This is a genomic window from Blastochloris viridis, from assembly GCF_001402875.1.
Classification (GTDB): Bacteria; Pseudomonadota; Alphaproteobacteria; order Rhizobiales; family Xanthobacteraceae; genus Blastochloris; species Blastochloris viridis.
Genome location: NZ_CP012946.1, coordinates 598,714 through 623,292, shown reverse-complemented (window position 1 = coordinate 623,292; position 24,579 = coordinate 598,714). Strand labels below are relative to the sequence as shown.

Sequence of the window (24,579 nt, the reverse complement as noted above, 5' to 3'; positions counted from 1 at the left end):
CTCCCTGAGATGCCGCAATTACGCAGCGACATCCACGCCGACGCCTTCAAGTCGATCCTCGAGCTCCTCTCCGGCCCGCCGCAACGCCTCCAGCGTCTCAGGGTCCGGATTCCAGTAGTTGCGTGCGTGCGCTTCAAGCAGGCGATTGGCAACCTTGGCGGAGGCGGTCGGATTGAGGGCCGCCATGCGCTGACGCATTTCATCGTCCAGCATATAGGTCTGCGTGAGTTGTTGATAGACCCACGGCGCCACCTGCCCGGTCGTCGCCGACCAGCCCATGGTGTTGGTGACGTGCTCTTCGATCTGACGCACGCCCTCATATCCGTGTTTCAACATACCCTCATACCATTTCGGATTCAGCATCCGGGTACGGGTTTCCAGCGCCACCTGTTCGCCGAGCGTGCGCACCGAGCCGTCGCCGCGGGTCTGGTCGCCGATATAGACCGGCAGGTCGTTGCCGCCTTTGGCGCGCTTCACCGCGCGGCTGATGCCGCCGAGCGTGTCGAAGTAGTGGTCGATGGTGGTGACGCCGAGCTCGACCGACTCCAGGTTCTGGTAGGCGAGCTGCACGTTCGACAGCACGCTGGTCAAGAGCTCGGGCTGCCGCACCGCGCTACCGGCGCGGCCATAGGCATAGCACTTGCGGCGGGTATAGGTCTCCGCCAACTCGTCCTCGTCCTCCCACCGGCTGTTGCCGATCAGCTGATTGACGTTCGAGCCGTAGGCGCCGTCGGCGTTCGAGAACACCCGGAGCGCCGCGGTCTCGATGTCGCAATTGTTGGCCCGCTGATAGGCCAGCACGTGCTTGCGGACGAAGTTCAGCTCCTCCGGCTCGTCGGCGGTCGCGGCGAGGAAGGCCGCTTCGGCGAGCAGCTTGATCTGCAACGGCAACAGGTCGCGGAAGATGCCCGACAGCGTCATCACCACGTCGACGCGCGGCCGGCCAAGGTCGGCGAGCGGAATGAGGTTCGCCCCGCACAAGCGGCCGTAATTGTCGTAGCGCGGCGTGGCGCCGATCAGCGCCAGGGCCTGGGCGATCGGACCGCCCTCGGATTTGAGGTTGTCGGTGCCCCACAGCACCAGCGCGATCGATTCGGGGAACGGATTGCCGTCCTCGACGTAGCGGGCAAGCAGCCGCGCCGCCTGCTGGGCGCCGTCCTTGATCGCGAAGGCACTCGGGATGCGGAACGGGTCGAAGCCGTGGAGGTTGCGGCCGGTCGGCAGGATCGTCGGGGTGCGGAGCAGGTCGCCACCCGGCGCCGGCGGGATGAACCGGCCGTCGAGCGCGCGCAGGATCGCGGCGATCTCGTGGTCCTTCGCCAGCAGCCGGTCGGTCTCCGCCAACTCCTGGAACATCGCCCGCGCCGCCTCGTCATTGGCAAGGCCGCTCATCGCCAGCGCCTGATCGGCGGGCGTGCCCTCGACCAAGGCCTCGATCGAGTCCTTCGACGGCCGCAGGCTATGAGTGGCCTCGGCCACCGACATCAGCAGGTCGACGCGCTCGGCCGGCGTCGCCGCTTCGCCGATCACGTGCAGGCCGTGCGGAATGAGGGTGTATTCGAGTTCGAGCACCGCGGTGTTGAGGGCGAGGATTCTCGCACCGACCTCGCTGTCCTCCCAGGCCGGCTCGGCCTGAACGAGATCGACGCTCGCGGCCTGGGCCTGGATCAGCACGGTCAACTCGCGCCGCTCGCTGGCGGCCTCGGGCGGAAGCTGGCGCCAGCGCTCGATCGAGCCCTTGAGTTCGAGCAAGCCGCGATAGAGCCCGGCGTGGGCGATCGGCGGCGTCAGATAGCTGATCAAGGTGGCGTTGCCGCGCCGTTTGGCCAGCGTGCCCTCCGAGGGGTTGTTGGAGGCGTAGAGATAGAGGTTCGGCAGATCGCCGATCAGCCGGTCCGGCCAGCACTTGGACGACAGGCCCGCCTGCTTGCCGGGCATGAACTCCAGCGCGCCGTGGGTGCCGAAATGCAGCACGGCGTCGGCGCCGAAGTCCTCGCGAATCCAGCGATAGAACGCGGTGAAGGCGTGGGTCGGCACGAAGCCCTTCTCGAACAGAAGGCGCATCGGGTCGCCCTCGTAGCCGAACGCGGGCTGGACGCCGACGAACACGTTGCCGAACTGCTCGCCGAGCACGAAAATCGACGAGCCGTCGCTCTGCTGGCGGCCGGGCGCCGGACCCCACATCTGCTCGAGTTCGCTGAGATAGCGCTCGCGCTTGACGTGGTCGGCTGCCGGGATGCGGACGAACACGTTGGCGTGCGCGCCGAAGCGGGACGAATTGCCGCCCGTAATGCGCTCGCGCAACGCATCGACGCTCTCGGGCACCTCGACCTGGTAGCCGGATGCCTTCATCGCCTTCAGCGTATTGTGGAGCGAGGCAAACACCGACAGGTACGCCGCGGTGCCGGTATTGCCGGCGTTCGGCGGGAAATTGAACAGCACGATGGCGACCTTACGCTCGGCCGTCGCGCGCTGTCGCAGCGCGATCATGCGGTCGACGCGGGCGGCGAGCATCGCCGCGCGCTCCTCATGCACGCGCATGTCGCGGGTGTTTTCGTCCACGCCATTGGCGGAGCGGCCACCGAACACCATCGAACCGGTGGCGCCGTCGAGCTCGGGAATGGCGACCATCATGGTGGCCTCGACCGGCAACAGGCCGCGCTCGTTGTCCTCCCACTGCTCGATGGTCTGGAACTCGACCGGCGTGACCGACACGTACGGCACGTCGAGCGCGGTGAGCATCTCCTCGGCCGCCTTGGCGTCGTTGTAGGCCGGGCCGCCGACCAGCGAGAAGCCGGTGAGCGAGACGATGGCATCGACGGTGGCGCGGCCGTTCTGCAGGAAATAGCGTTCGACCGCCGGCCGGGCGTCGAGACCGCAGGCGAACGCCGGCACCACCGACAGGCCGCGCGCCTCGAACGCCTTGATCACGCCGTCATAGTGCCCGGCATTGCCGGCCAGCACATAGGAGCGCATCACCAGAAGGCCGACCCTGCCGCGCGCGCCCGACGCCGTCGGCAGCTTGTCGGCCCGCTCGCCGATCTTGTCCTTCAGCCGCGGATGGTAGACCCCGACCTCGGGATATTCGAATGGCGCCGCGGCCTTCAGCGTGCCGCGCAGGCTCTTGCGCGGACCGTCGGCATAGCGGTCCACCAGCAGGCGGACCATGTTGGCGACGTTCTCCTCCGACCCCGCCATCCAATACTGCATGGTGAGGAAGTAGGCGCGAACGTCCTGGGCGGTGCCGGGGATGAAGCGCAGAATCTTCGGGATTCGCCGCAGCATCTTCATCTGCTGGGCGCCCGCCGAGCCGCCGGGCTTGGAGGAATCCTTGCCGCGCAGCCGCTTGAGGAAGCCGAGCGCGCCGCCGCCCTCGTTCATCTTGAAGCGGCCGAGCTTGGTCAATTTGCTGACGTCGGCACCCGACATGCAGACCACCAGCGCGTCGCAGTCCTCGCGCCGCTTCTCCAGCCACGGCAGAACCGGCTGGATGTGGTCTTCCATGAACAGCATGGTGGCGACGATGATGTCGGCCTTCTCGATGTCGGCACGGCAACGCTCGAGCGCGTCGGCATCGGCGTGGAAATCGGTGGCCGCGTGCAGCGTGAAAGTCAGGCCGGGCAACTCACGCCGCAGCTTGGCTCCGGCGCGATCGACCGCGCTCGCCAAGTGATTGTCGAGAGTGACGATAACGACGCGAATGCTCGTCGTGTCAGCGGCCGAAGTGCGCTTTTGCATCGTAGAGCGTGTCCACGGTGATGATCGAAACGCCCCGCTCGAGCGCGAAGCGTTCGGTGTTGCGACGGGCCTTGCCCCTGACGAAGAACGGAATTTTCCGCAATTCCTTCTCCGCTTCGGGCACCCAGGTGAGCGACGCGGGCAGCGTGGTCGAGGTTGGCGACGACGGCGCCGATTCGGCGTTCAGGGAAACCGCCTCGCTCCCGGGCAAGGACGCGTCGGTCTCGGCGCCGGCGGCGGACGGCAGCGCGCCGCCAAGGTGCGACGGCGCGTCGTGAAACTCTGAATCCTTCCGGAACATCGTCAGGAGATGCTCCTCAAGGCCCATCATCAGCGGGTGAACCCAGGTGTCGAAAATGACGTTGGCGCCCTCAAATCCCATCTGCGGGGCGTAGCGCGCCGGGAAGTCCTGTACGTGGACCGGCGCGGAGATCACCGCGCACGGGATGCCGAGGCGCTTGGCGATGTGCCGCTCCATCTGGGTGCCGAGCACCAAATCGGGATGGGCCTCGGCCACCTTGGCCTCGACCTCCAGATAGTCGTCGGTGATCAGCGGCTCGACATCGTAGCGCTTGGCGGCCTCGCGCACCTCGCGGGCGAACTCGCGGGCGTAGGTACCGAGCCCCACCACCGTGAAGCCGAACTCCTCCGCCGCGATGCGGGCGGCGGCGACGGCGTGGGTGCCGTCGGCGAAGATGAACACCCGCTTGCCGGTGAGATAGGTCGAGTCGACCGAGCGCGAGTACCACGGCAGCCGCGAGCGCACGCCCGACAGCACCGGTGACGGGTCGACCCCGGCGAGCTGCGCCACCTCGTTGATGAAGTCGCGCGTGGCGCCGTAGCCGATCGGCACCACCGTGGTGAACGGTTGACCGAAGGTGCGTTTCAGCCACCCGGCGGCCTGACCGGCGGTCTCGGGATACAGCACGACGTTGAAATCGGCCTCGCCGAGCCGGGCGACGTCGGCCGGCGTCGCACCGAGCGGCGCGGTCACCGCCACCTCGATGCCGAGTTCGCCAAGCAGCCTAGTGATCTCCACCACGTCGTCGCGGTGGCGGAAACCAAGCGCGGTCGGCCCGAGCAGATTGCAGCGCGGCTTGGCACCGGCGGCCCCTGCCGGACGCGGCTCGCCGGGCTTGGGCGCGTGCGGCGCACACAGCGCGCGGACCAACTGGTAGAAGGTCTCGGCCGCGCCCCAGATTTCCTTGCGCTGATAGGACGGCAGATCGAGCTGCACCACCGGGATCGGCAGGTTCAGCGCGCGGGCGAGCCCGCCCGGATCGTCCTGGATCAGTTCGGCGGTGCAGGAGGAGCCGACCAGCAGCGCCTGCGGCTTGAACCGCTCATAGGCTTCGCGCGCGGTCTCCTGAAACAGCTCGGCGGTATCGGCGCCGAGATCGCGAGCCTGGAAGGTGGAATAGCTGACCGGCGGCCGCTTGGAGCGCCGCTCGATCATGGTGAACAGCAGGTCGGCGTAGGTATCGCCCTGCGGGGCGTGCAGCACGTAGTGCAGCCCCTCCATCGCAGTGGCAACGCGCATGGCACCGATGTGAGGAGGCCCCTCGTACGTCCAGACCGTCAGCTGCATGGCCTAGACCTCCAGCCGCGCGCGCCGCATCAGCGGACGGGCAAAGACTTCTGCAAGGTCCCCAGCCTGCTCGTAGCCATGGATCGGCGAGAACACAAGTTCGATTGACCACTTGGTGGTCAGCCCTTCCGCCTCCAGCGGATTGGCGAGGCCGAGGCCGCATACCACCAGATCCGGCTTCTGGGCGCGGCAGCGGTCGAGCTGGTTTTCGACATGCTGCCCCTCGCTGAGCACGACGTCGGCCGGCAGCAGCGCGAGTTCGGCGGCGAGGTTCTGGCGGTGGAGATACGGCGTGCCGACCTCGGTCAGCCGCATGCCGAGTTCGCGCGACAGCATCCGCGCCAGCGGCACCTCGAGCTGGGAATCGGGGAAGAAGAAAATGCGCTTGCCTTCGAGCTGGTCGCGGTAGCGCGACATTGCCCGCTTGGCGCGCTCCTGGCCGAGCGCAGTCACGGTGCGGAACCGCTCGGGGTCGACGTTGAAGGCCTCGGCGGCAGCGGCCAGCCACGCCGTGGTGCCCTCGGCGCCGAACGGGAACGGCGCGGTGAGGCGCTTGGCGCCGCGCTGCTCCAGCGCCCGCACCGTGTCGGACACGAACGGCTGCGCCATCAGCACCCGGGTGCTGGGCCCGACCGGCGGCATCTCATCGGCATGGCGCGCCGGCAGAAAGCGCACTGAATCGATGCCAAGATCGGCGAACAACCGGCTGAACTGGTCCTCGACCACGTCGGCGAGCGCGCCCACCACCAGAAGCGAAGGCGGCGCGTCCGGCGCCTCCGCCGGCAACTCCGGCACCAACGCGGCCAGGCAGGCGTCCTCGCCCTGGGTGAAGGTGGTCTCCAGGCCGCTGCCGGAATAGCTCAGCACCCGCACGCCGCGACCGGCCTGGAGCTGATCGAGCCGTTCGGCGGCGCGGGACAGATCGAGCTTGATCACCTCGGACGGGCACGAGCCGACCAGGAACAGCAGGCGAATGTCGGAGCGCCGCTCCAGGAGCCGCGTCACCACGCGGTCGAGCTCGGCATTGACGTCGGCCAGCCCGGCGAGGTCGCGCTCCTCGATGATGGCCGTGCCGAACCGCGGCTCGGCAAAGATCATCACGCCGGCGGCCGATTGCATCAGGTGGGCACAGGTGCGCGATCCGACCACCAGGAAGAACGCGTCCTGAATCTTGCGGTGCAGCCAGATAATGCCGGCCAGCCCGCAGAACACCTCACGACGGCCGCGCTCGCGCAGCACCGCGAGTTCGCCGCAGCCGCCAGGGACCGTCGACCGGGGCGTTGCCGCCAATCCGCTCATTTCGTCAACCTCGCCACGCCGGGATCGATCGCCGCGCCTTCGATGGCGACACCTTCGATCGCAGGGTCCTGGGCAACAGCAGCGCCCGAGTGCGCCCCGTCCAGCCTCGCGGCCCTGAGCTTCAGCAGGAATTGCGTGGCGTTGATAACATAGGTTGCATAGGCCGCCAGTGCGATGAACATCTGATGGCGGGGATCGGCATCGACATAGAGGGCGACGAGATAGGCGGTGTGAAGCGCCAGCACCAGCATCGAGAAGACGTCTTCCCAGAAAAACGCCTCTACGAAAAGATACTTGCCATATACGTCACGTTCCCAGATCGAGCCCGTGATCATGATCGTGTAAAGAACCACCGTCTTGATGACGACGGATACCGTTGCGGCAAAGAAACCTTCACCAGTCAGGAGGTAGCTTACCACCAGCCACAAGCTGACCAGGAACACCAGGAACTGAAGCGGCGCCAATACCCCCTGGACGATGGTCCAGGGCGAGGCATCCCGACGCCGACGCTCTTCCGGTGAATAGAGGGGTTTTCTGTGGCCCGGCTGACGCATCACCTCTCCTCGCTCGCGCCGCTCCACCGTGCCGAGGTCGACCCTCAGAGGCGGAACACTAAAACCGGCCCGATCGCCTGTCAAAGAATTTGGACGTCAATGCGACTTTACGGCGCCCGGCTGCGGAGTCGAATACGCGGAGGCCCTGATCGAATGCAGACCGGAAATGTACTTAACTGGAAAAAAAGAGGGGAAGAGGGCGGGGAGGACCGCGGTCGCCTTCGTCCCTTTGGCTGCAAACTGCAACCGATAATCGTAACACGGCAAGTGCTGGGGACACCCATGGCTGGCGTGATGCCGCTTGCGACGACGCGAACCGATACCCTTGGGGACGACACGGATAGGGGCGTTGCTGCCCTGTTCGAGAAAGCCGACGGCTCCCCGATCGACACCGAGCTTACCCGCACCATCGAGGGTGAGATCATTCCGCGCCTGATGCTGGTGCATCGGGTCGAGCCGGCGCTGACGCCGGCGGACGACGACGAACGGCCGGCGCTCAACACCGACGAGGTGGCGGAGTTCGCCCGCCTCGTGATGTCGCACGACATTGCCGATGCCTCCCAGTACATTGAGAAGCTGCGGTCCGTCGGCATGTCGCTGGAGACGCTGTTCCTCGACCTGCTGGCCCCCACCGCCCGCCTGCTTGAGGACCTGTGGCAGGTCGACCTGTGCGATTCGACCGACGTGACGGTCGGGCTGTGCCACCTTCAGCAGCTTCTGCGGGAATACGGCCCGGCGTTCGAGACCGAGGTCGAGCACCACGAGCACGGCCGCCGCGTGCTGTGGGCGCCGCTGCCCGGCGAGCCCTGCACCTTCGAACTGCAGCACGCCTTCGGCGTCCGCATCGCCGAAGAGTTCTTCCGCCGGGCCGGCTGGGACGTGTGGAGTGGCAACCCCGGCTCGGTGAACGAGCTGGTTTCGATCGTGCGCCGCGAATGGTTCGACCTCGTCGGCTTGACCGTCAACTGCAACACCCCACTTGATCAGGTGGCCTCCATGGTTGGCGCGATCCGGCGGGCCTCCTGCAATCGCGCCGTTGGCGTGATGGTCGGCGGCCCGATGTTCGTCGATCACCCCGAATGGGTCACCCAGATCGGGGCCGATGCGATTGCTGTGGACGGACGCCAAGCAATTCTGCAAGCTCAGAGTCTGCTCGGTCTGATGGCGCGACGGTGCTAGGACGCACGCGGCAACAGGGACGTTGATTGGTCACTTGACCCCGGTATCGCGCTTTAAAACTCCTGAACAGTCGCTCGGCGAGCTCGACACGCTGGACGCGGCCAAATTGATCGCGGCCGCGGCAGACATTGCGCTGATCCTCGATCAGGACGGGGTCATCCAGGATGTCGCCTTCGGCAGCGAAGACCTGCAGAAGGGTGGATTCGGCCCGTGGCAGGGCCAACGCTGGGTCGACACCGTCACGGTGGAGAGCCGGACCAAGGTCGAGCAGCTGCTGAAGGAAGCCGCAGACAGCGGCACGCCTCGCTGGCGCGAGATCAGCCACGCCGCCCCGCGCGGCGGCACGCTCCTGGTGCGCTATTCGGCCGTCCGCCTCGGCGACAATGGCCGGGTGGTCGCGATCGGGCGCGATCTGCGCGCCATCGCCAACCTGCAGCAGCGCCTGATCGCCGCCCAGCAGTCAATGGAGCGGGAATATGCCCGGCTCCGCCACGCCGAAACCCGTTACCGCCTGTTGTTCCACCTCGCCGCCGAGGCGGTGCTGATCGTCGACGTCTCCACTCAGAAGATCGTCGAGGCCAACCCCTCGGCCGCGCAGCTGCTCGGCATGCCGGCCGGCCGGCTGGTGGGCAAGCCGATCACCGAACTGTTCGCCGACAGCGGCGCGAGTGCGGTGCAGAACCTGCTGGTGGCAGTGCGCGGCGCCGGCTGGGCCGATGACGTGCGCGCCCGCCTTGCCAACGGCGAGCAGGAATTCTCAGTGTCGGCCTCGATCTTCCGGCAGGAAAACGCCTCTCACTTCCTGCTCCGGCTGGCCTCGCTCCACAATGAGCCGAGCGGCGTGCTGCCGCGCGCCAAATCCAAGCTGCTCAAGGTGGTCGACTCGATGCCGGACGCGCTGGTGGTCACCGGCCCCGACCACACAGTGCTCGACGTCAACCCGGCCTTTCTTGACATGGCGCAACTCGCCACCGAGGAGCAGGCCCGCGGCGAACCGCTCGACCGCTGGCTCGGCCGCAACGCCGTCGACTTCAGTGTCCTGGTGGCGAACCTGCGCGAATACGGCTCGGTGCGGAACTTCTCGACCGTCGTGCACGGCGAGTTCGGCTCGATCGAGGAGGTCGAAATCTCGGCCGTGGCGGTGATCAACGGTGAGCAGCCGTGCGACGGCTTCGTCATCCGCCACGCCCGCCACCGCGAGACGGTCGAGCCCACCGGCGAGAAACAGTTGCCGCGCTCGGTCGAGCAGTTGACCGGATTGGTCGGCCGGGTGTCGCTCAAGGAGCTGGTCCGGGAAACCACCGATGTGATCGAGCGGCTGTGCATTCAGGCTGCCCTCACCCACACCGGCGACAACCGCGCCTCGGCGGCGCAGATGCTCGGCCTCAGCCGCCAGAGCCTTTATGCCAAGCTGCGCCGGTTCGGCATGGGCGATCTCGGCCCCGACGAGGCCGAGGACGCCGAAGAAAGCTGACCCGGCCGCGCTGACTCGGGAAAACCGACCCGCCAACGTCGTTCCACCCACGCCATTTCGATGACTGTCCATCCGGGCTGGCACGAGGGCATTTCGACTGTCAGGTTCAATTGACGGGCCGAAGTGTCATGAATAGTGTCCGCGCCATGCAACGTCCGACCCTTGCCGCGGTTCTTGAGCTGCTCAAGCCGATCACATGGTTTGCGCCCATGTGGGCGTTCGGCTGTGGCGTGGTTTCCTCCGGTTTGCCGGCGTCCGAACGCTGGCCGGTGATCGTCGCCGGCATCGTGCTCGCCGGGCCGCTGGTGTGTGCCACCAGCCAGGCGATCAACGATTGGTTCGACCGCCACGTCGATGCCATCAACGAGCCCAACCGCCCGATTCCATCCGGCCGCATTCCCGGCCGCTGGGGCCTCTACATCGCCATGATCGGCACCGCGCTGTCGCTGGCGGTCGCCGCTACGCTCGGGTCGTGGGTGCTGGGCGCCGCCATCGTCGGGCTGGTGCTGGCGTGGCTCTACAGCGCGCCGCCGATCCGGCTGAAGCAGAACGGCTGGTTCGGCAACAGCGCCGTGGCGTTGAGCTACGAGGGGCTGCCCTGGTTCACCGGGGCGGCGGTGATGGCAGCGGTGATGCCGGACTGGCGCATCATCCTGGTGGCCTTTCTCTACAGCGTCGGCGCCCACGGCATCATGACCACCAACGATTTCAAGGCGGTGGAGGGCGACCGCAAGCTCGGCGTCCGCTCGCTGCCGGTGATGCTGGGCGAGGACTTCGCCGCCAAGCTCGCCTGCGTGGTGATGGCGGTGCCCCAGATGGTGGTGATCGGGCTGCTGGCCTATTGGGACCGGCCGGTTCACGCCCTGATCGTCGGCGGCCTGCTCGCTGCGCAGTTCGTGCTGATGGTGTCGCTGCTCAAGGATCCCAAAGGCAAAGCCGCCTGGTATAACGCCACCGGAACAACGCTTTACGTGCTCGGCATGCTGACGTCCGCGTTTGCTCTCGGTGCGGGTGGGGCATGACGCAGACCCCGCTCGGCTGGTTCGGCATCATCCGCCTCGGTCTGGTCCAGACCGCGCTCGGCGCCGTCGTCGTTCTCACCACGTCGACCATGAACCGGGTGATGGTGGTCGAGCTGGCGTTGCCGGCGATGATTCCCGGTGCGCTGGTCACGTGGCATTACGCGTTGCAGATGCTGCGGCCGCGCTGGGGCTACGGCTCCGACGTCGGCGGGCGGCGCACGCCCTGGATCGTCGGCGGCATGGCGGTGCTCGCGACCGGCGGCATCGGCGCCGCGCTGGCAACGGCGTGGATGGCGACCGATTTCGCCGCCGGCGCCATTCTGGCGGCGCTGTCCTTCACCCTGATCGGCATCGGTGTCGGCGCCGCCGGCACCTCGCTGTTGGTGCTGCTGGCCAAGCGCGTCGCCGCGCCGCGCCGCGCCCCGGCCGCCACCATCGTGTGGATCATGATGATCGCCGGCTTCGCGGTGACCGCGGGCATCGCCGGCCATCTGCTCGACCCGTTCTCGCCGGCCCGGCTGGTCGCGGTGACCTCCGGCGTGGCGGTGGCCGCCTTCCTGCTCGCCGTGGTGGCGGTGTGGGGCGTCGAGGGCCGCGCCAGCGCGACCCATCAGCCGGCCGAGGCCGCTGCCGCCAAGCCGCCGTTCCGCGTCGCGCTTGCCGAGGTGTGGGCGGAGCCCGAGGCTCGCCGCTTCACCATTTTCCTGTTCATGTCGATGCTGGCCTACAGCGCCCAGGACCTGATCCTGGAGCCGTTCGCCGGCGCCGTGTTCGGCCTGACGCCGGGTGAGTCGACCAAACTGTCCGGCCTCCAGCACAGCGGCGTGCTGACCGGCCTGATCGTGGTCGCGATCGCTGGATCCTCGCTGTGCCGCGGCTGGGCCGGCTCGATGCGCCAGTGGGTGATTGGCGGCTGCCTCGTTTCTGCGATGGCGCTGGCGAGCCTGGTGGTTGCCGGCGCCGTCGGCCCGGTGTGGCCGCTCAACGCCTCGGTGTTCGTACTCGGTGCGGCCAATGGCGCCTTTGCTGGCGCCGCCATCACCTCGATGATGGGCCTTGCCGGCCAGGGCCGCGCCTCCCGCGAGGGCGTGCGCATGGGCATGTGGGGCGCCTCGCAGGCGGTGGCGTTCGGGCTCGGCGGCTTCGCCGGCACCGTCGCCGTCGACATGGTTCGCTACTTCGTGGGTGAGCCGGTGATTGCCTATACCGGCGTGTTTGCCACCGAAGCACTGCTGTTCGTCATATCTGCCGTCCTTGCGCTGCAGATTCACGGTCTTGAACAACCGGTCGAACGCGACCGGACCCGGACGGTCGAAGAGGGTTTCGCCGCCGGCACAGGGAGGGGATGAGCCATGAGCGGGCACGAAACCTTCGACGTCGTGGTGGTCGGCGGCGGTCCTGCCGGCGCCACTGCGGCAACCGATCTCGCCCGGCGCGGCCACTCTGTCCTGCTGTTGGACAGGGCAGGCCGCATCAAGCCGTGCGGCGGTGCGATTCCGCCGCGGGCGATGCGCGATTTCGACATTCCGGAATCGCAGCTCGTCGCCAAGGTGACCGCGGCGCGGATGGTGTCGCCCTCGAACAAAGAGGTCGATATGCCGATCGAGGACGGCTATGTCGGCATGGTCGATCGCGAGACCTTCGATGAGTGGCTGCGCGAGCGCGCCGCCAAGGCCGGCGCCACCCGCCGGGCCGGCTCGTTCGAGCGGCTCGACCGCGACAGCGACGGCGTCGCGCTGGTGCGCTACCTGCCCAAGGGCGGCGGCGAGCTGGCCACCGTGCGCGCTCACGCCGTGATCGGCGCCGACGGCGCCCGCTCGGAAGTGGCGCGCCAGACCGTGCCGAACGCCGACAAGGTGCCGTACGTGTTCGCCTATCATGAGATCGTCCGCGCCCCGGCGCAGGGCACCGGCACCTACGACCCCAGGCGCTGCGACGTCTATTACCAGGGCGATGTCTCGCCGGACTTCTACGGCTGGGTGTTCCCGCACGGCCCGACCGTCAGTATCGGCGTCGGCTCCGCCCACAAGGGCTTCGCGCTGCGCGAGGCGACCCAGTTGCTGCGCCAGCGCGCCGGGCTCGAGGGCTGCGAGATGATCCGCCACGAGGGCGCGCCGATCCCGCTGCACCCGCTGAAGGTGTGGGACAACGGCCGCGACGTGGTGCTGGCGGGCGATGCCTCCGGCGTGGTGGCGCCCGCCTCCGGCGAGGGCATCTTCTACGCCCTGACTGGCGGCCGCCTCGCCGCCGAAGCGGTCGAGAAGTTCCTGGCCACCGGCGACGTCCGCGCGCTCGCCACTGCCAGGAAGCGCTTCATGAAGGACCACGGCCGGGTGTTCTGGATCCTCGGCCTGCTGCAGCGGTTCTTCTACACCAACGACAAACGGCGCGAGCGCTTCGTCTCGATCTGCCGCGACAAGGACGTCCAGAAACTGACCTGGGACGCCTATATGAACAAGGAGTTGGTCCGCAAGAAGCCGGCGGCCCACATGAAGATCCTGTTCAAGGACATCGCCCACCTGCTCGGCGTCGTCCGGCCGTAACGCCGATCCGTCGCGGCCGCCTGCGCCGCGCCGCGGGCAGGCAGGCCGCAACGGGGCGGCAGCCGGTCGACATGTCGTTCATTGGTCGAAATTGCGCGATTGAATCGGCTTTTCGATGCGGCAGGCCCTGATCACGCCGCGATCTTCGGGCCAAGAGTGGGGCGCCGTCGCCCGGCCCAACCGGCGCCGCGGCTTCGGCACCCGCCCGCGCAGTGCGGACGGCCGCGGTTCGGGAGTGAGATCTGATGGCGATGGCGACAGGAACCGGCGCAGCGTCGGCCTCGATCTGGTGGATGGCCATTCGGCCACGCACCTTGTCGATGGCGATCGTGCCGGTGGCGGTCGGCGCCGCCTCCGCCGTGGCCGGCAGCGGGCGCTTCGCCGTGCTGGGGTTTCTGATCGCGCTGGCGGTGGCGCTGGCGATCCAGATCGGCACCAACCTGCTCAACGACTGGCGCGACGGCGAGTCCGGCCTCGACACCGCCGACCGGCTCGGCCCCACCCGCGTCACCGCCAGCGGCCTGATGAAGCCGGCCGACGTCAAGCGCATGGCCTATATCGCCTTCGGCTGCGCCGCGGTGGCCGGGCTGTTCGCCATCGTGCTCGGCGGCGTGCCGATGCTGGTGATCGGGGCGGCCTCGCTGGTGGCCGGGCTCGGCTATTCCAACGGGCCGCGGCCGATCTCGGGCACACCGTTCGGCGAGGTGTTCGTGCTGGCGTTCTTCGGCCTCGCCGCGGTTGTCGGCACCCATTGGCTGATGACCGGGGCGTGGTCGCTGACCGCCTTGATGTGCGGCCTGCAGATCGGGCTGCCGGCTGCCGCGGTGCTGCTGGTCAACAATCACCGCGACCGCGTCGGCGACGCCGCCTCCGGACGCCGCACCCTGGCCATTCTGCTCGGGCCTGAGCGCTCCCAGTCCCTCTACGGACTGATCATGGTCGGCGCCTGCCTGTTCGGGGTGCTGGTCGCCCTCACCTCGCTGTCGTTCGGACCGCTGGCGACGCTTGCGGCGCTGCCGCTCGCGCTCGCGCTGCGCCGCCGGATCGCCGCCGAGGCGGTCGGGCCCGGCCTCAACGAGGTGCTGGTGCGCACCGCGCAGTTCCAGGTGCTGCTCGGCGTGCTGCTGGTCTGCGGGCTGCTGATCGCGGTCTGATACCCAAGCCTAAGATCGGCCGGAGCTGTTCGGCGAGCCGACGACGAAACCCCGGCCGATCGGCCCGTTTCACATGACCTGCCGGGCATCCCGCGCGAACGCGCCGCCCGCCTTCGAACCGTCGTGGCTCTGATGGCGCCACCAAATTGCGGCGTCCCGACCCGGCGTGAGGCGTCAGGCGTTGCGTTTGGTCGCAATGTGGATCGCGGCGATGCCGAACGACAAATTTATCCAGCGCACCTCGGCGAACCCGGCCTGTTCGATCAGATGCGCGAACGCCGGCTGATCGGGGAACCGGCGGATCGACTCGATCAGGTAGCGGTAGGCGCTCGGGCTGCCGGCGATCGCCGCGCCCAGCGCCGGGATCGCGGTCGACGACCACGCCTGATAAAATGGGCGAATGATCGCGTGGGGGCGGGAGAATTCCAGGCACAGGAACCGCCCGCCCGGCTTCAGCACCCGATGGATTTCGGTCAGGGCCTCGCCGAGATGGGTGACGTTGCGAATGCCGAACGAAATCGTCAGGCAATCAATGGTGCCGGCACCGAACGGCAGCCGCTCGCCCTCCCCCGCCACAAACTCCAGCGCGTCGTCCGGCCGCCGGCCGGCGCACATCATCGCCGTCGACGGATCGACCACCACCACCCGCGCGCCCGACCCGGCCATCAGCCGCGCAACGTCACCAGTGCCGCCGGCAAGGTCGACCACCGTCTCACCTCGCTTCGGCGCCGCCAATGCTGCGAACTGCCGCTTCCACAGCCGGTGGATGCCAAAGCTCATCAGGTCGTTCATCACGTCGTAGCGCGGCGCCACCTCGACGAACACGCGGCGGATGAGCGCCCGCCTCTCCTCGGGCGAGACGGTTTCGGTGCCGAAGCTGCCGGACAGCGGGTCGGTCATGGCGGGCATTTCCCTGATAGACAACGGCATGCGCAACCGCGCTGCGCCGCTTGGGCGGCAACGTTTCGCGCGCCGCGCGTTGTAGCAGAGGTGCCGGCGTTTGGGGCGGAGTTCGTCAGCCGCGCGAGCGGAGAATGGGCGGCGGCTGGCCACCCTCCTCTGGCGCTCATCGCGGCGTGAGGACGCCGTTCCCGCCAAATCACGCGGTCGCGCCAAGCAGCAACGCCGTCGGCTGCGCGCGATTCGGGCGCTGGAGGCATTCGTGGCCGCGAAATTCAAATCCAGCTGCAATCACGCCGTCCGGCCGCGGTGCCTCGCACGACAAGAGCTTTCGCCTTCGCAGGCTTTTCGCACCGGTATATGGTAATCTGGCAAATCAGATTGCAGATGCTAGAACTTTGACACGTCCGGTTCGACTAAGCTGAAGCGGTGACTGGCTGCATTGAATTCGCCCTCGCCCGGCCGTCCGTCATTCCCATTCATGTCGCAGAAGCGCCGGTACCCGCAACGATGCGGCGAGGCAGACAGGTAATTCAGCCGCCACCAAAAGCGGTATCTCTCCACCAGATCTCCGTTCAAACCGGTTTTGTCAAAAAATTTACTTATGCGTCTAGCGCATACCGGTTCAGGTGACAGCGGTGCGGCCGAATTCGGTTGCGCCCTTGGCTTTGTGCGCCTTTCGCGTGTATTTTCGCGACTCTAGTTTGTATCGCTTTGGTGCCGCAGCATTTTTCGTCCGCAAACTCGGCAATGCCGCTTTGCCGAATTCCAAACTTCTAATTTCATCGGAAACAGGTCTCTCCAGCCTGAGTTTTACATCAGCTTTCCAAAAAAATCGCCGACGATTGCGCGGTTTCGGGCAAAACCGGCTGAGAGGGCACACCATCGTCCCCGAATTCTTTCGCCAAATCTGCCTTCAACCGGTCAGCCAACCTGACGCTACACCACGAACTCGGTTGCAGAACGCGCGTACACAATTCATAGTGGGCGCCATCGGCCGGATCGTCCCTCCCGAGTTGAAATCGCCAACCGAGGCTTTTCCTGGCTCAGGTCTGCGGCCTGCACATGGTCGGCGACCGTGTCCTCTCCCTTCGCCGCGGTTTCTCTTGTCCACCGGAAAACCAGATGTCATGGCTTGGTTGTCCTTAAGTTAGATTTTTTTCACCATGTCGCGTCCTCTGGCCGTTCGCCGCCTGTCGGAAATCCTCCGCCGCGTTCACGCGGCGGGGTCGGTATCCGTTGTCGAACTCGCAACCGCGTTCGACGTGTCGCGCGAGACAATTCGGCGTGACCTCAAGCTGCTCGCCAACCGCGGAGAACTTGAGGTTGTCCATGGCGGCGCCATGCGCCGCGACACGCTCGACATTCCCCAGCCACAGCGGACGACCCGCGATTCCGGCGCCAGCGGCCGTCAGGCCATCGGCCAGCTCGCCGCCAGCCTGATCGAGGACGGCGCCACCGTTCTGCTCGATTCCGGCGCGCTGGCCGGCGCGATCGTGTCCGGGTTGCTTGGCAAGCGCGACATCACCGTTTGCACCCACTCGCTCACCCACGCTCTCGCGCTGGTCCGCCACCCGCTGATCCGCGTCTTCGTGCTCGGCGGCCAGGTCGACGCCACCGAGGAGGCGGCGTTCGGGGTCGACACCGTTTTGGCGCTCGACAGTTATTCCTGCGACCTTGCGTTCATCTCCGCCCGCGGCTTCACCAGCGACGGCGAGCCCACCGACACCACGCGCCACGGCGCGGAGTTGCGCGCACGCATGCTGCTCGCCGCACGGCGGCCATATCTGCTCGCCGACCACGCCCAGTTCCAGCGCACGACCCCGATCCGCATTCCGAACAGCGACCGCGCCGCCGGCCTTCTGGTCGACCACGCCCCGCCCGAGACGCTGGCGGACGCGTTTCGTCGTAACGGGTTGCCGGTCACCGTCGCCGGCACAAGTGTCAGGACAGATTGACGCACCCTGCGGTCGCGACCGCAGGCACCCCTCGGTCAAGCCTCGGTCAAGCCTCAGCAAAATCGTACGAACTTGACGCCGCCGTTCGGCTTTGTCATTTGCGCTTGACGCAGATCAAGGCTGCTTTCGCCCGCTGGTGTCCATGGTGGGGCGAACATGCAGTGGACCGGCCCCGAAGGGCTCCGAGGAGCGTAGCATGGATTATCAGACCTTCTTCCGTGGTGCCGTCGAGAGCCTGAAGGCCGAGCGACGCTACCGGGTGTTCGCCGACCTCGAGCGGCGTGCCGGTGAGTTCCCGCATGCCACCTGGCATTCGCCGGAAGGCCCGCGCGACGTCGTCGTCTGGTGCTCCAACGACTATCTCGGCATGGGCCAGCACCCCGCGGTGGTTCAGGCGATGACCGAGACCGCCGCCCGCATGGGCACCGGCGCCGGCGGCACCCGCAACATCTCCGGCACCAACCACCCGCTGGTGACGCTGGAGGCCGAACTCGCCGACCTCCACGGCAAGGAAGCCGGCCTGGTGTTCACCTCCGGCTACGTCTCCAACCAGACCGGCATTTCGACGCTTGCCAAGCTGATTCCGAACTGCCTGATCCTGTCCGACGCGCTCAACCACAATTCGATGATCGAGGGCGTCAAGCAGGCCGGCTGCGAGAAGAAGATTTTCCGCCACAACGACATGGAGCATCTCGAAGACCTGCTCAAGGCCGCCGGCAAGGAGCGCCCCAAGCTGATCGTGTTCGAGAGCGTCTATTCGATGGACGGCGACATCGGCAAGATCGGCGAGATCTGCGACCTTGCCGAGAAGTACAGCGCGATGACCTATATCGATGAGGTCCACGCCGTCGGCATGTATGGCCCGCGCGGCGCCGGCATCGCCGAACGCGACGGCCACATGCAGCGCATCGACGTCGTCGAGGGCACGCTGGCCAAGGCGTTCGGGTGCCTCGGCGGCTACATCACCTCGACCGAAGCCGTGGTCGACGCGGTTCGCTCGCACGCCGCCGGCTTCATCTTCACCACCGCGCTGCCGCCGGCAATCTGCGCCGCCGCCACTGCCTCGATCCGCCACCTCAAGGCCTCGACCGCCGAGCGCGACGGTCAGCACGCCCAGGCCACCCGCGCCAAGGCGGTGCTGGCCAATGCCGGCCTGCCGGTGATGCCGACCGACACCCACATCGTGCCGGTGATGGTGCGCGACGCCGAGAAGTGCAAAGCGGCGACCGACCTTTTGCTCGCCGAGCATGGCATCTACATCCAGCCGATCAACTACCCGACCGTGCCGGTCGGCGCCGAGCGGCTGCGCATCACCCCCACCCCGTTCCACAATGACGCGCTGATCGACCATCTCGCCGGCGCGCTGGTCGCGGTGTGGAAGAAGCTTGGCCTGCCGTTCACCCGCCAGGCGATCGCCGCCGAGTAACGACAACGGCACAGCGGCGGCACCCGCCGCCGTGCCGCCCGCCGATGCGGTTTTCCGAGGGCCATCGGTTCGCCACGGCCATCCGCATCTGCCCATCGCCGCGGCGCGTGGGCAGCGTCACGTTCAACGAGCCGCCCGGCGGCCCTTCTTGCAGGGTACCGCCGGTCGGGAGGGCGCCACGTCGAGCCGCCGGACACCTTGGTCCGGCGGCTCGTTTCTTTTGGCGGTTCGTCAGCCGATCGGCTCGATTGCCCCCGGCTCGACCCGGAACTGCACCGTCTCCGCCCCCACCGCCGCGAACGCCGCAGCGTCGGTGCCGGTCATCCACGCCTGCACGCCGAGATCGGCCAGCGCGCGGTGAAGCGCGGCCCGGCGGTCGGGATCGAAATGGGCGGCGATCTCGTCGAGCAGCAGCACCGGCAAGAGGCCGGTCATCGCCCCGACCAGCCGCACCTGCGCCAGCACCAGCCCGACCAGCAGCGCCTTCTGCTCGCCGGTCGAGGCGCTCGCCGCCGGCACGCCCTTGGGACCGTAGATGACGATGAGGTCGGAGCGGTGCGGCCCCTCCAACGTGCGACCGGCGGCGCGGTCGCGCGCACGGGCGTCGGCGAGGCGGGCGCGGTAGCGATCCTCCAGCGCCAGCGCCGGGGTGCCGCCGACCTCCGCCTCCAGCCAGCCGTCGACGGCAATGCCGGCCCACGGAAACGGCCCGGACGCCGCGCGCGTCGCGGCGATCTCGCCGACCAGCCGGCGCACCGTCTCGGCCCGCGCCGCCGCCACCGCCACCGCCACCTCGGCGACCTCGTGCTCAACCGCGTCGAGCCAGCGCGTGTCAGCCGTGCCCTGCTCCAGGAGACGGTTGCGCGAGCGCAGCGCCCGCTCCAGCGCGTTGATGCGCCCGCCATGGGTGGGATCGACCGCCAGCACCATGCGGTCGAGAAAGCGCCGCCGCTCGGCGGCCGGCCCGGTGAACAGCTGGTCCATCTGCGGGATCAGCCAGGCGATCGCGAGATGCTCGGCGAACGCCGCCGCCGAGCCGACCGGGGCGCGGTCGATGCGGCACTCCCGGACGGTGGGCGGCCCGCCCGCGCCGCGCGGCGCAATGCCGGTGCCGAGCAGCGCCGGCCCGACCTGTCCGTCGATCTCGGCGGACACCGCCCAGGATCCTTCGCCCAAGGATCCATCGCCCGAAGATCCGTCGCCGGGCGGTCCATCGCCGGACAAGCCGTCGCCGACCCGCGCCACCTCCTCCAGCGTGGCGCGGCGCAGGCCGCGGCCGGGGGCGAGGAAGGAGATCGCTTCGAGAATGTTGGTCTTGCCGGCACCATTGGCGCCGACCAGCACCACCGAGGCCGCGCCGGGCTCGATCACCACGTGGCGCCAGGAGCGGAAATTCACCAGCGCCAGCCGCCGCACCCGCGCGGCGGGGCGGCAATCGGGCGGAGCCTCGACCGAGGTCATCATCTGCCGACCCTGCGCCGGCCCGAATCCCGCCGACCTCGCCCGCTCACACCCGCATCGGCATCAGCACATAGAGCGCGCCCTGGCTGCCCTTGTCGCGCACCAGGGTCGGCGAGCCGGGGTCGGCCAGTTTCAGCTCGGCCTCGTCGCCCTCGAGCTGGCCAGTGATCTCCAGCAGATAACGCGAGTTGAAGCCGATCTCGAGCGGATCGGCGGCGTATTCGGCCTCGATCTCCTCGGTGGCAGAGCCGGAGTCGGGGTTCACCACCGTCAGCACCAGCTTGCCCTCCGACAGCGCCAGCTTGACGGCGCGGCCGCGTTCGCTCGACACCGTCGACACCCGGTCGATCGCCGCAGCAAAATCGGCCTTGTCGACTACCAGGGTCTTGTCGTTGGCGACCGGGATCACCCGCACATAATCGGGAAAGGTGCCGTCGATCAGCTTGGAGGTCAGCACGATGTCGCCGAAGGCAAAGCGGATCTTGGCGGTGGAGAGTTCCACCACCACCTCGGCCGAGCCATCCTCCATCAGGCGCTGCACCTCGGCCACGGTCTTGCGCGGCACGATCACGCCCGGCATGCCGACCGCGCCGGCCGGCGCCGGCAGCTCGATCTGGGCGAGGCGGTGGCCGTCGGTGGCGACCGCGCGCAGCAACTCGACGTCCGCACCCGGCACGGTGTGGAGGTAGATGCCGTTGAGATAGTAGCGCGTCTCCTCGGTCGAGATCGCGAACTGGGTCTTGTCGACCAGGCGCTTGAGCTCGGCGGCGCTGAGCGCGAAGCGGTGGCCGAACTCGCCGGCGGTGAGGTCGGGGAAGTCGGACTCCGGCAGCGTCTGCAACTGGAAGCGGGCGCGACCGGCACGGATCACCAGCGTGCCCTTTTCAGCGTCCGCCTCGAGCGAGATCTCGGCGCCCTCCGGCAGCTTGCGCACGATGTCGTAGAACATGTGCGCCGGCACGGTGGTGGCGCCGGCCACCTTGACGTCGGCGGCAATCGATTCGACCACCTCGAGGTCGAGGTCGGTGGCCTTCATCTCGAGCCGGGCGCCGTCGGCACGCAGCAGCACATTGCCGAGAATCGGAATGGTATTGCGCCGCTCCACCACCCGGTGGACGTGGCCGAGCGATTTTGCGAGGTCAGCGCGCTCAACAACGGTACGCATGAAGACACCTCGAAGGCCGGCGACACGCAACCGCACGGCAGACAATCCAGCAAATACATCCGTCGCCGCGTCAGCGAAACGCCCGACAGTTTCGGCAAACGCCGAACCGGAGCGCAGGCCATTGCGCCTCGGGCAGGCCCGCCGCGCTTCAGCCCGCTTCCGCGCCGGACTGACGTGTTTATTCGAGAATTCGGCGTTTGAGAAGCTCGACCTCTTCGGCAAAGCCGCGATCGGTCTTGGTCTTGCCCTCGATCTTGCGTACGGCGTGCAGCACCGTGGTGTGATCGCGGCCGCCGAACCTCCGGCCGATTTCCGGCAGCGAGCGCAGCGTCAGGGTCTTGGCAAGGTACATCGCGACCTGACGCGGCAGCACCACATTGGCGGTGCGGCGCGAGGACAGGACATCCTGCTTGGTGATGCCGGAATGCTCGGCGACGATGCGGATGATGTCCTCGATCCGCACCCGTTTGGTGTTATCGGGGCTGCGCACCAGATCGCGGATGGCGTGCTCGGCCATCTCCAGCGTCACCGCGCAGCTGGTCAGCGTGTTGTGGGCGAGCAGCCGGTTCAGGGCACCGTCGAGGTCGCGGCCATTGGCAGTGACCTGGGCCGCGACGTAGCCGACCACCTCGTCCGGCACCTCGAAGCCCGGGTGCTTGGCGCGGATCTGGCCGATGCGGGCGGCGAGGATCGAGCGGCGCAGCTCCTCCTCGAGCGGCCCGATCTCGACCGGCAGGCCGCCGGCGAGGCGCGAGCGCACCCGCTCGTCCAGGCTCTCAAGTTCCGCCGGCGGACGGTCGGCGGCGATCACCACCGGACGGCCCGAATCGATCAAGGCATTGAGAGTGTGACAGAACTCCTGCTGCACCGACTTGCCTTGCAGGAACTGCAGATCGTCGATGATCAAAAGGTCGATGCCGCGCAGCGCCTCCTTGAACGCCAGCGCGGTCTGATTCTTCAGCGCCGCGACGAAGCCGAACATGAACTTCTCGGCGGTGAGGTAGAGCACGCGGCGGCCGAGCCGGCTGGCCTGCCACGCAATCGCCTGCAGCAGGTGGGTTTTGCCGAGCCCGACGGCGGAATGGACGTAGAGCGGGTTGAAGCGGGTGCTCTCGCCGGCGCGGCACTCGGAGATCTCCCGTGCGGCGGCGTGTGCCAGGGTGTTGGAGCGGCCGACCACGAAGGTATCGAAATTCAGCCGCGGGTCGAGCGGCGAGGCCGGCAGCCCGTCGACGCTCGCCATCGGCGCCTCGGCGGCAAACGGCACGGCCGTGCGCGGCCTCGGCGCAACGGCGGCGGCAGCCGTCGCCTTCGGCGCTGCGGCCTGCTCGCCGACCGGACGGAGCGGCATGCGGGCCACCGCCGAGCGCACCACGAGGTCGACCTGCTTGAGGGTCGGCACCTCCTCGCGCCAAAAAGTGTCGAGCGGCTCGGCATAATGGGTCTGGATCCAGCTCTTCAGAAACCGGGTCGGCACCGACAGCTGCACGCCCTCGCCCGCCACGGCGTCGAGCTGCATGCAGGCGAACCAGCTCGTATAAACCTCCTCGCCCAGCGTCGACTTCAGGCGCGAGCGCACACGATCCCAGGAAGCAGCGGCCGTCTGCGAGTCGAAACGCGCCGGCGTGCGGGCAAATGACCCCTGCGCGGGTCGCGCCGACTTGTGGCCGGGGAAAAACCCGCTCGCGATACCTTCGCTCTTGTACATTTGCCGCTCCATTTTCTTATCGATAGGGTCGCAAGGACCTCGCTCTGCCCGATTAGGGCAGAGAGCAAAACTCAACTTGTACTGAAGAGATACCGGGGCGGCGCGCCGAAAGCGCGCCAGCGGCGCCGGTTGATGTCACGCGTTAGGTGCCGGACCGGATCCCGGGCCCGCCGCCGCCACCTCGTCCGCCGGCGGTGCACTCGGCGCCCACGTCGAGCCGGAGCCGCGTCCAACTGAGCCTATCAGCGTTCGCAACCTGGGCCGTCAGCGCGGCGGCCGCGCGGAGGGTGCGGCTCCCGATAATCACGGACATAGTGTTCCCCCGGCTGCAACAACGCGCAGCTCTTTTTACTTGGTATGTCGATTTGAATGAATCCAATCGCCGTCTTGCGACCGGTCAATCATCTACCGAACAAACGTTCGAGTAGAACGCTCACAGAATTCTTACGCCATGCACAAGACCCTGGCAGAAATTCGAATCATCATAAAAAGCTCCCCGCATCCGACTCAAAAAAATCTGGTCCCACACAAACTCACCTGTGGATCGCCCCCAGGTGAACGGAGTCTTAACACGCCTCCCGCCCTTCGCAACCGGACTGGCGATGCGGCCGAACCGCACCCGAAACGAAAGCGGTCGTCGCGGCCCGATGCTCAGCCGGCAAATCGCTGAGGACTCTGTTGGAATCCTGGGGAGGACGCCCCCCCGACCGGCCCGGCCACGATACGGCTACACCAGCTTTGCCTTGCCCCCAAACCGGGTCCCGGCCCGACCCCCCCATCGCCCTTAGGGTCCAAGCTCTTGTCCTACATATAGAAAATTTGTGCGGGCGAGCCGAGCCCCCAACGCTACTGCGCCGCGCAAAAAGCCGGAAATTCCGAAAAGTGTGTCAATAGGGTAAACGCAGATTAAGCCGATTTGGCACCCGATCGGGGCCCGCCCAACGCAAAAGGGCGCCGGAGACCAGCTCCGGCGCCCTTTTTTGATTTGGTGTTCCGTTCTGGAACAGACCCGCCCATCGTCGCGATGCGGGCCCGGCCGACCGACGGCGTCAGGCGCCGATCTTCTTCACCCGCTTGGTCAGGCGCGACACTTTGCGGGCGGCGGTGTTGCGGTGCAGGATGCCCTTGCCGACCGAGCGCATGATCTCCGGCTCGGCGAGCTTGAGCGCGGCAACGGCGCCGACGGCATCGCCCTTGGCGAGCGCGTCTTCGACCTTGCGCACCGCGGTGCGCACCCGGGTGCGCCGCATCTTGTTGATCGCGGTCCGCCGGGCGATCTTACGGGCCGCTTTCTTAGCGGAACTGGTATTGGCCATTCCTGGAATCCTGTGCCTTTCGATGCGGCCCGACGCCGCGCCTGCAGGGCTGCTTATCTGGATCGCTCACGCGAGCTTCCCGGCTCGCCGGCGT

17 protein-coding genes are annotated in these 24,579 nt (G+C 67.6%); 8 read left to right on the top strand and 9 right to left on the bottom strand.

The features are described 5' to 3' along the window. Positions 1 to 18 precede the first annotated feature (18 nt). From BVIR_RS02805 to bchF, 4 genes are read right to left on the bottom strand one after another with little or no spacing between them, the layout of a single operon-like run. Entirely contained in the window at positions 19 to 3,738 is a 3,720-nt protein-coding gene (locus BVIR_RS02805; RefSeq protein WP_055036338.1) for a magnesium chelatase subunit H, read from the bottom strand. Continuing rightward, on the bottom strand, positions 3,713 to 5,326 hold the full coding sequence (gene bchB / locus BVIR_RS02800) for a ferredoxin:protochlorophyllide reductase (ATP-dependent) subunit B (RefSeq protein WP_055036337.1): 1,614 nt from the start codon (positions 5,324 to 5,326) through the stop codon (positions 3,713 to 3,715). Before bchB ends, BVIR_RS02805 begins: the two co-directional genes overlap by 26 nt. Positions 5,327 to 5,329: 3 nt before the next feature. Further along, on the bottom strand, positions 5,330 to 6,625 hold the full coding sequence (locus BVIR_RS02795; protein WP_055036336.1) for a ferredoxin:protochlorophyllide reductase (ATP-dependent) subunit N: 1,296 nt from the start codon (positions 6,623 to 6,625) through the stop codon (positions 5,330 to 5,332). Further along, the gene (bchF, locus tag BVIR_RS02790; RefSeq protein ID WP_055038632.1) at positions 6,622 to 7,179 is read right to left on the bottom strand and encodes a 2-vinyl bacteriochlorophyllide hydratase; all 558 of its coding nucleotides are present in this window, start codon (positions 7,177 to 7,179) and stop codon (positions 6,622 to 6,624) included. Before bchF ends, BVIR_RS02795 begins: the two co-directional genes overlap by 4 nt. A 153-nt stretch (positions 7,180 to 7,332) precedes the next feature. Here bchF and BVIR_RS02785 point away from each other — a divergent pair, with 153 nt between their 5' ends. The 6 genes from BVIR_RS02785 (at position 7,333) to menA (ending at position 14,551) form a co-directional block, all read left to right on the top strand. Then, positions 7,333 to 8,358, top strand: a complete 1,026-nt coding sequence (locus BVIR_RS02785; RefSeq protein WP_169788571.1) for a cobalamin B12-binding domain-containing protein — start codon at positions 7,333 to 7,335, stop codon at positions 8,356 to 8,358. Positions 8,359 to 8,392: 34 nt separating this feature from the next. Then, the gene (ppsR, locus tag BVIR_RS02780) at positions 8,393 to 9,832 is read left to right on the top strand and encodes a transcriptional regulator PpsR (RefSeq protein WP_171841641.1); all 1,440 of its coding nucleotides are present in this window, start codon (positions 8,393 to 8,395) and stop codon (positions 9,830 to 9,832) included. Between the two features lie 146 nt (positions 9,833 to 9,978). Continuing rightward, on the top strand, positions 9,979 to 10,854 hold the full coding sequence (chlG, locus tag BVIR_RS02775) for a chlorophyll synthase ChlG (protein WP_055036334.1): 876 nt from the start codon (positions 9,979 to 9,981) through the stop codon (positions 10,852 to 10,854). After that, a complete protein-coding gene (locus tag BVIR_RS02770; protein WP_055036333.1) occupies positions 10,851 to 12,203 on the top strand; it encodes a BCD family MFS transporter in 1,353 nt (450 codons plus the stop codon). Before chlG ends, BVIR_RS02770 begins: the two co-directional genes overlap by 4 nt. Before the next feature lie 3 nt (positions 12,204 to 12,206). Then, positions 12,207 to 13,397: a geranylgeranyl diphosphate reductase gene (locus BVIR_RS02765; protein ID WP_055036332.1), complete on the top strand. Its 1,191-nt coding sequence runs from the start codon at positions 12,207 to 12,209 to the stop codon at positions 13,395 to 13,397. 251 nt (positions 13,398 to 13,648) lie between these two features. Next, complete coding sequence (menA, locus tag BVIR_RS02760; protein WP_055038630.1) at positions 13,649 to 14,551, top strand: 1,4-dihydroxy-2-naphthoate octaprenyltransferase; 903 nt, start codon at positions 13,649 to 13,651, stop codon at positions 14,549 to 14,551. Between the two features lie 174 nt (positions 14,552 to 14,725). Here menA and BVIR_RS02755 read toward each other — a convergent pair whose 3' ends face one another. Next, entirely contained in the window at positions 14,726 to 15,451 is a 726-nt protein-coding gene (locus BVIR_RS02755; protein ID WP_055038629.1) for a class I SAM-dependent methyltransferase, read from the bottom strand. A gap of 1,166 nt (positions 15,452 to 16,617) precedes the next feature. On the opposite strand from BVIR_RS02755, the gene BVIR_RS02750 reads away from it, so the two are divergent. Beyond that, entirely contained in the window at positions 16,618 to 17,409 is a 792-nt protein-coding gene (locus BVIR_RS02750; RefSeq protein WP_055036331.1) for a DeoR/GlpR family DNA-binding transcription regulator, read from the top strand. A 196-nt stretch (positions 17,410 to 17,605) separates the two neighbouring features. Then, a complete protein-coding gene (gene hemA / locus BVIR_RS02745; protein ID WP_055036330.1) occupies positions 17,606 to 18,835 on the top strand; it encodes a 5-aminolevulinate synthase in 1,230 nt (409 codons plus the stop codon). Positions 18,836 to 19,066: 231 nt separating this feature from the next. Here hemA and BVIR_RS02740 read toward each other — a convergent pair whose 3' ends face one another. The 4 genes from BVIR_RS02740 to rpsT all read right to left on the bottom strand — a co-directional run bounded on the left by BVIR_RS02740 (position 19,067) and on the right by rpsT (position 24,485). Next, positions 19,067 to 20,299, bottom strand: a complete 1,233-nt coding sequence (locus BVIR_RS02740; RefSeq protein ID WP_236823673.1) for a DNA replication/repair protein RecF — start codon at positions 20,297 to 20,299, stop codon at positions 19,067 to 19,069. A gap of 43 nt (positions 20,300 to 20,342) precedes the next feature. Then, positions 20,343 to 21,461 (bottom strand): DNA polymerase III subunit beta, encoded by a 1,119-nt coding sequence (gene dnaN, locus BVIR_RS02735; RefSeq protein WP_055036329.1) that lies wholly within the window; start codon positions 21,459 to 21,461, stop codon positions 20,343 to 20,345. Positions 21,462 to 21,639: 178 nt separating this feature from the next. Continuing rightward, positions 21,640 to 23,169, bottom strand: a complete 1,530-nt coding sequence (gene dnaA / locus BVIR_RS02730) for a chromosomal replication initiator protein DnaA (RefSeq protein WP_082416598.1) — start codon at positions 23,167 to 23,169, stop codon at positions 21,640 to 21,642. 1,049 nt (positions 23,170 to 24,218) lie between these two features. Further along, positions 24,219 to 24,485: a 30S ribosomal protein S20 gene (gene rpsT / locus BVIR_RS02725; protein WP_055036327.1), complete on the bottom strand. Its 267-nt coding sequence runs from the start codon at positions 24,483 to 24,485 to the stop codon at positions 24,219 to 24,221. Positions 24,486 to 24,579 lie beyond the last annotated feature (94 nt).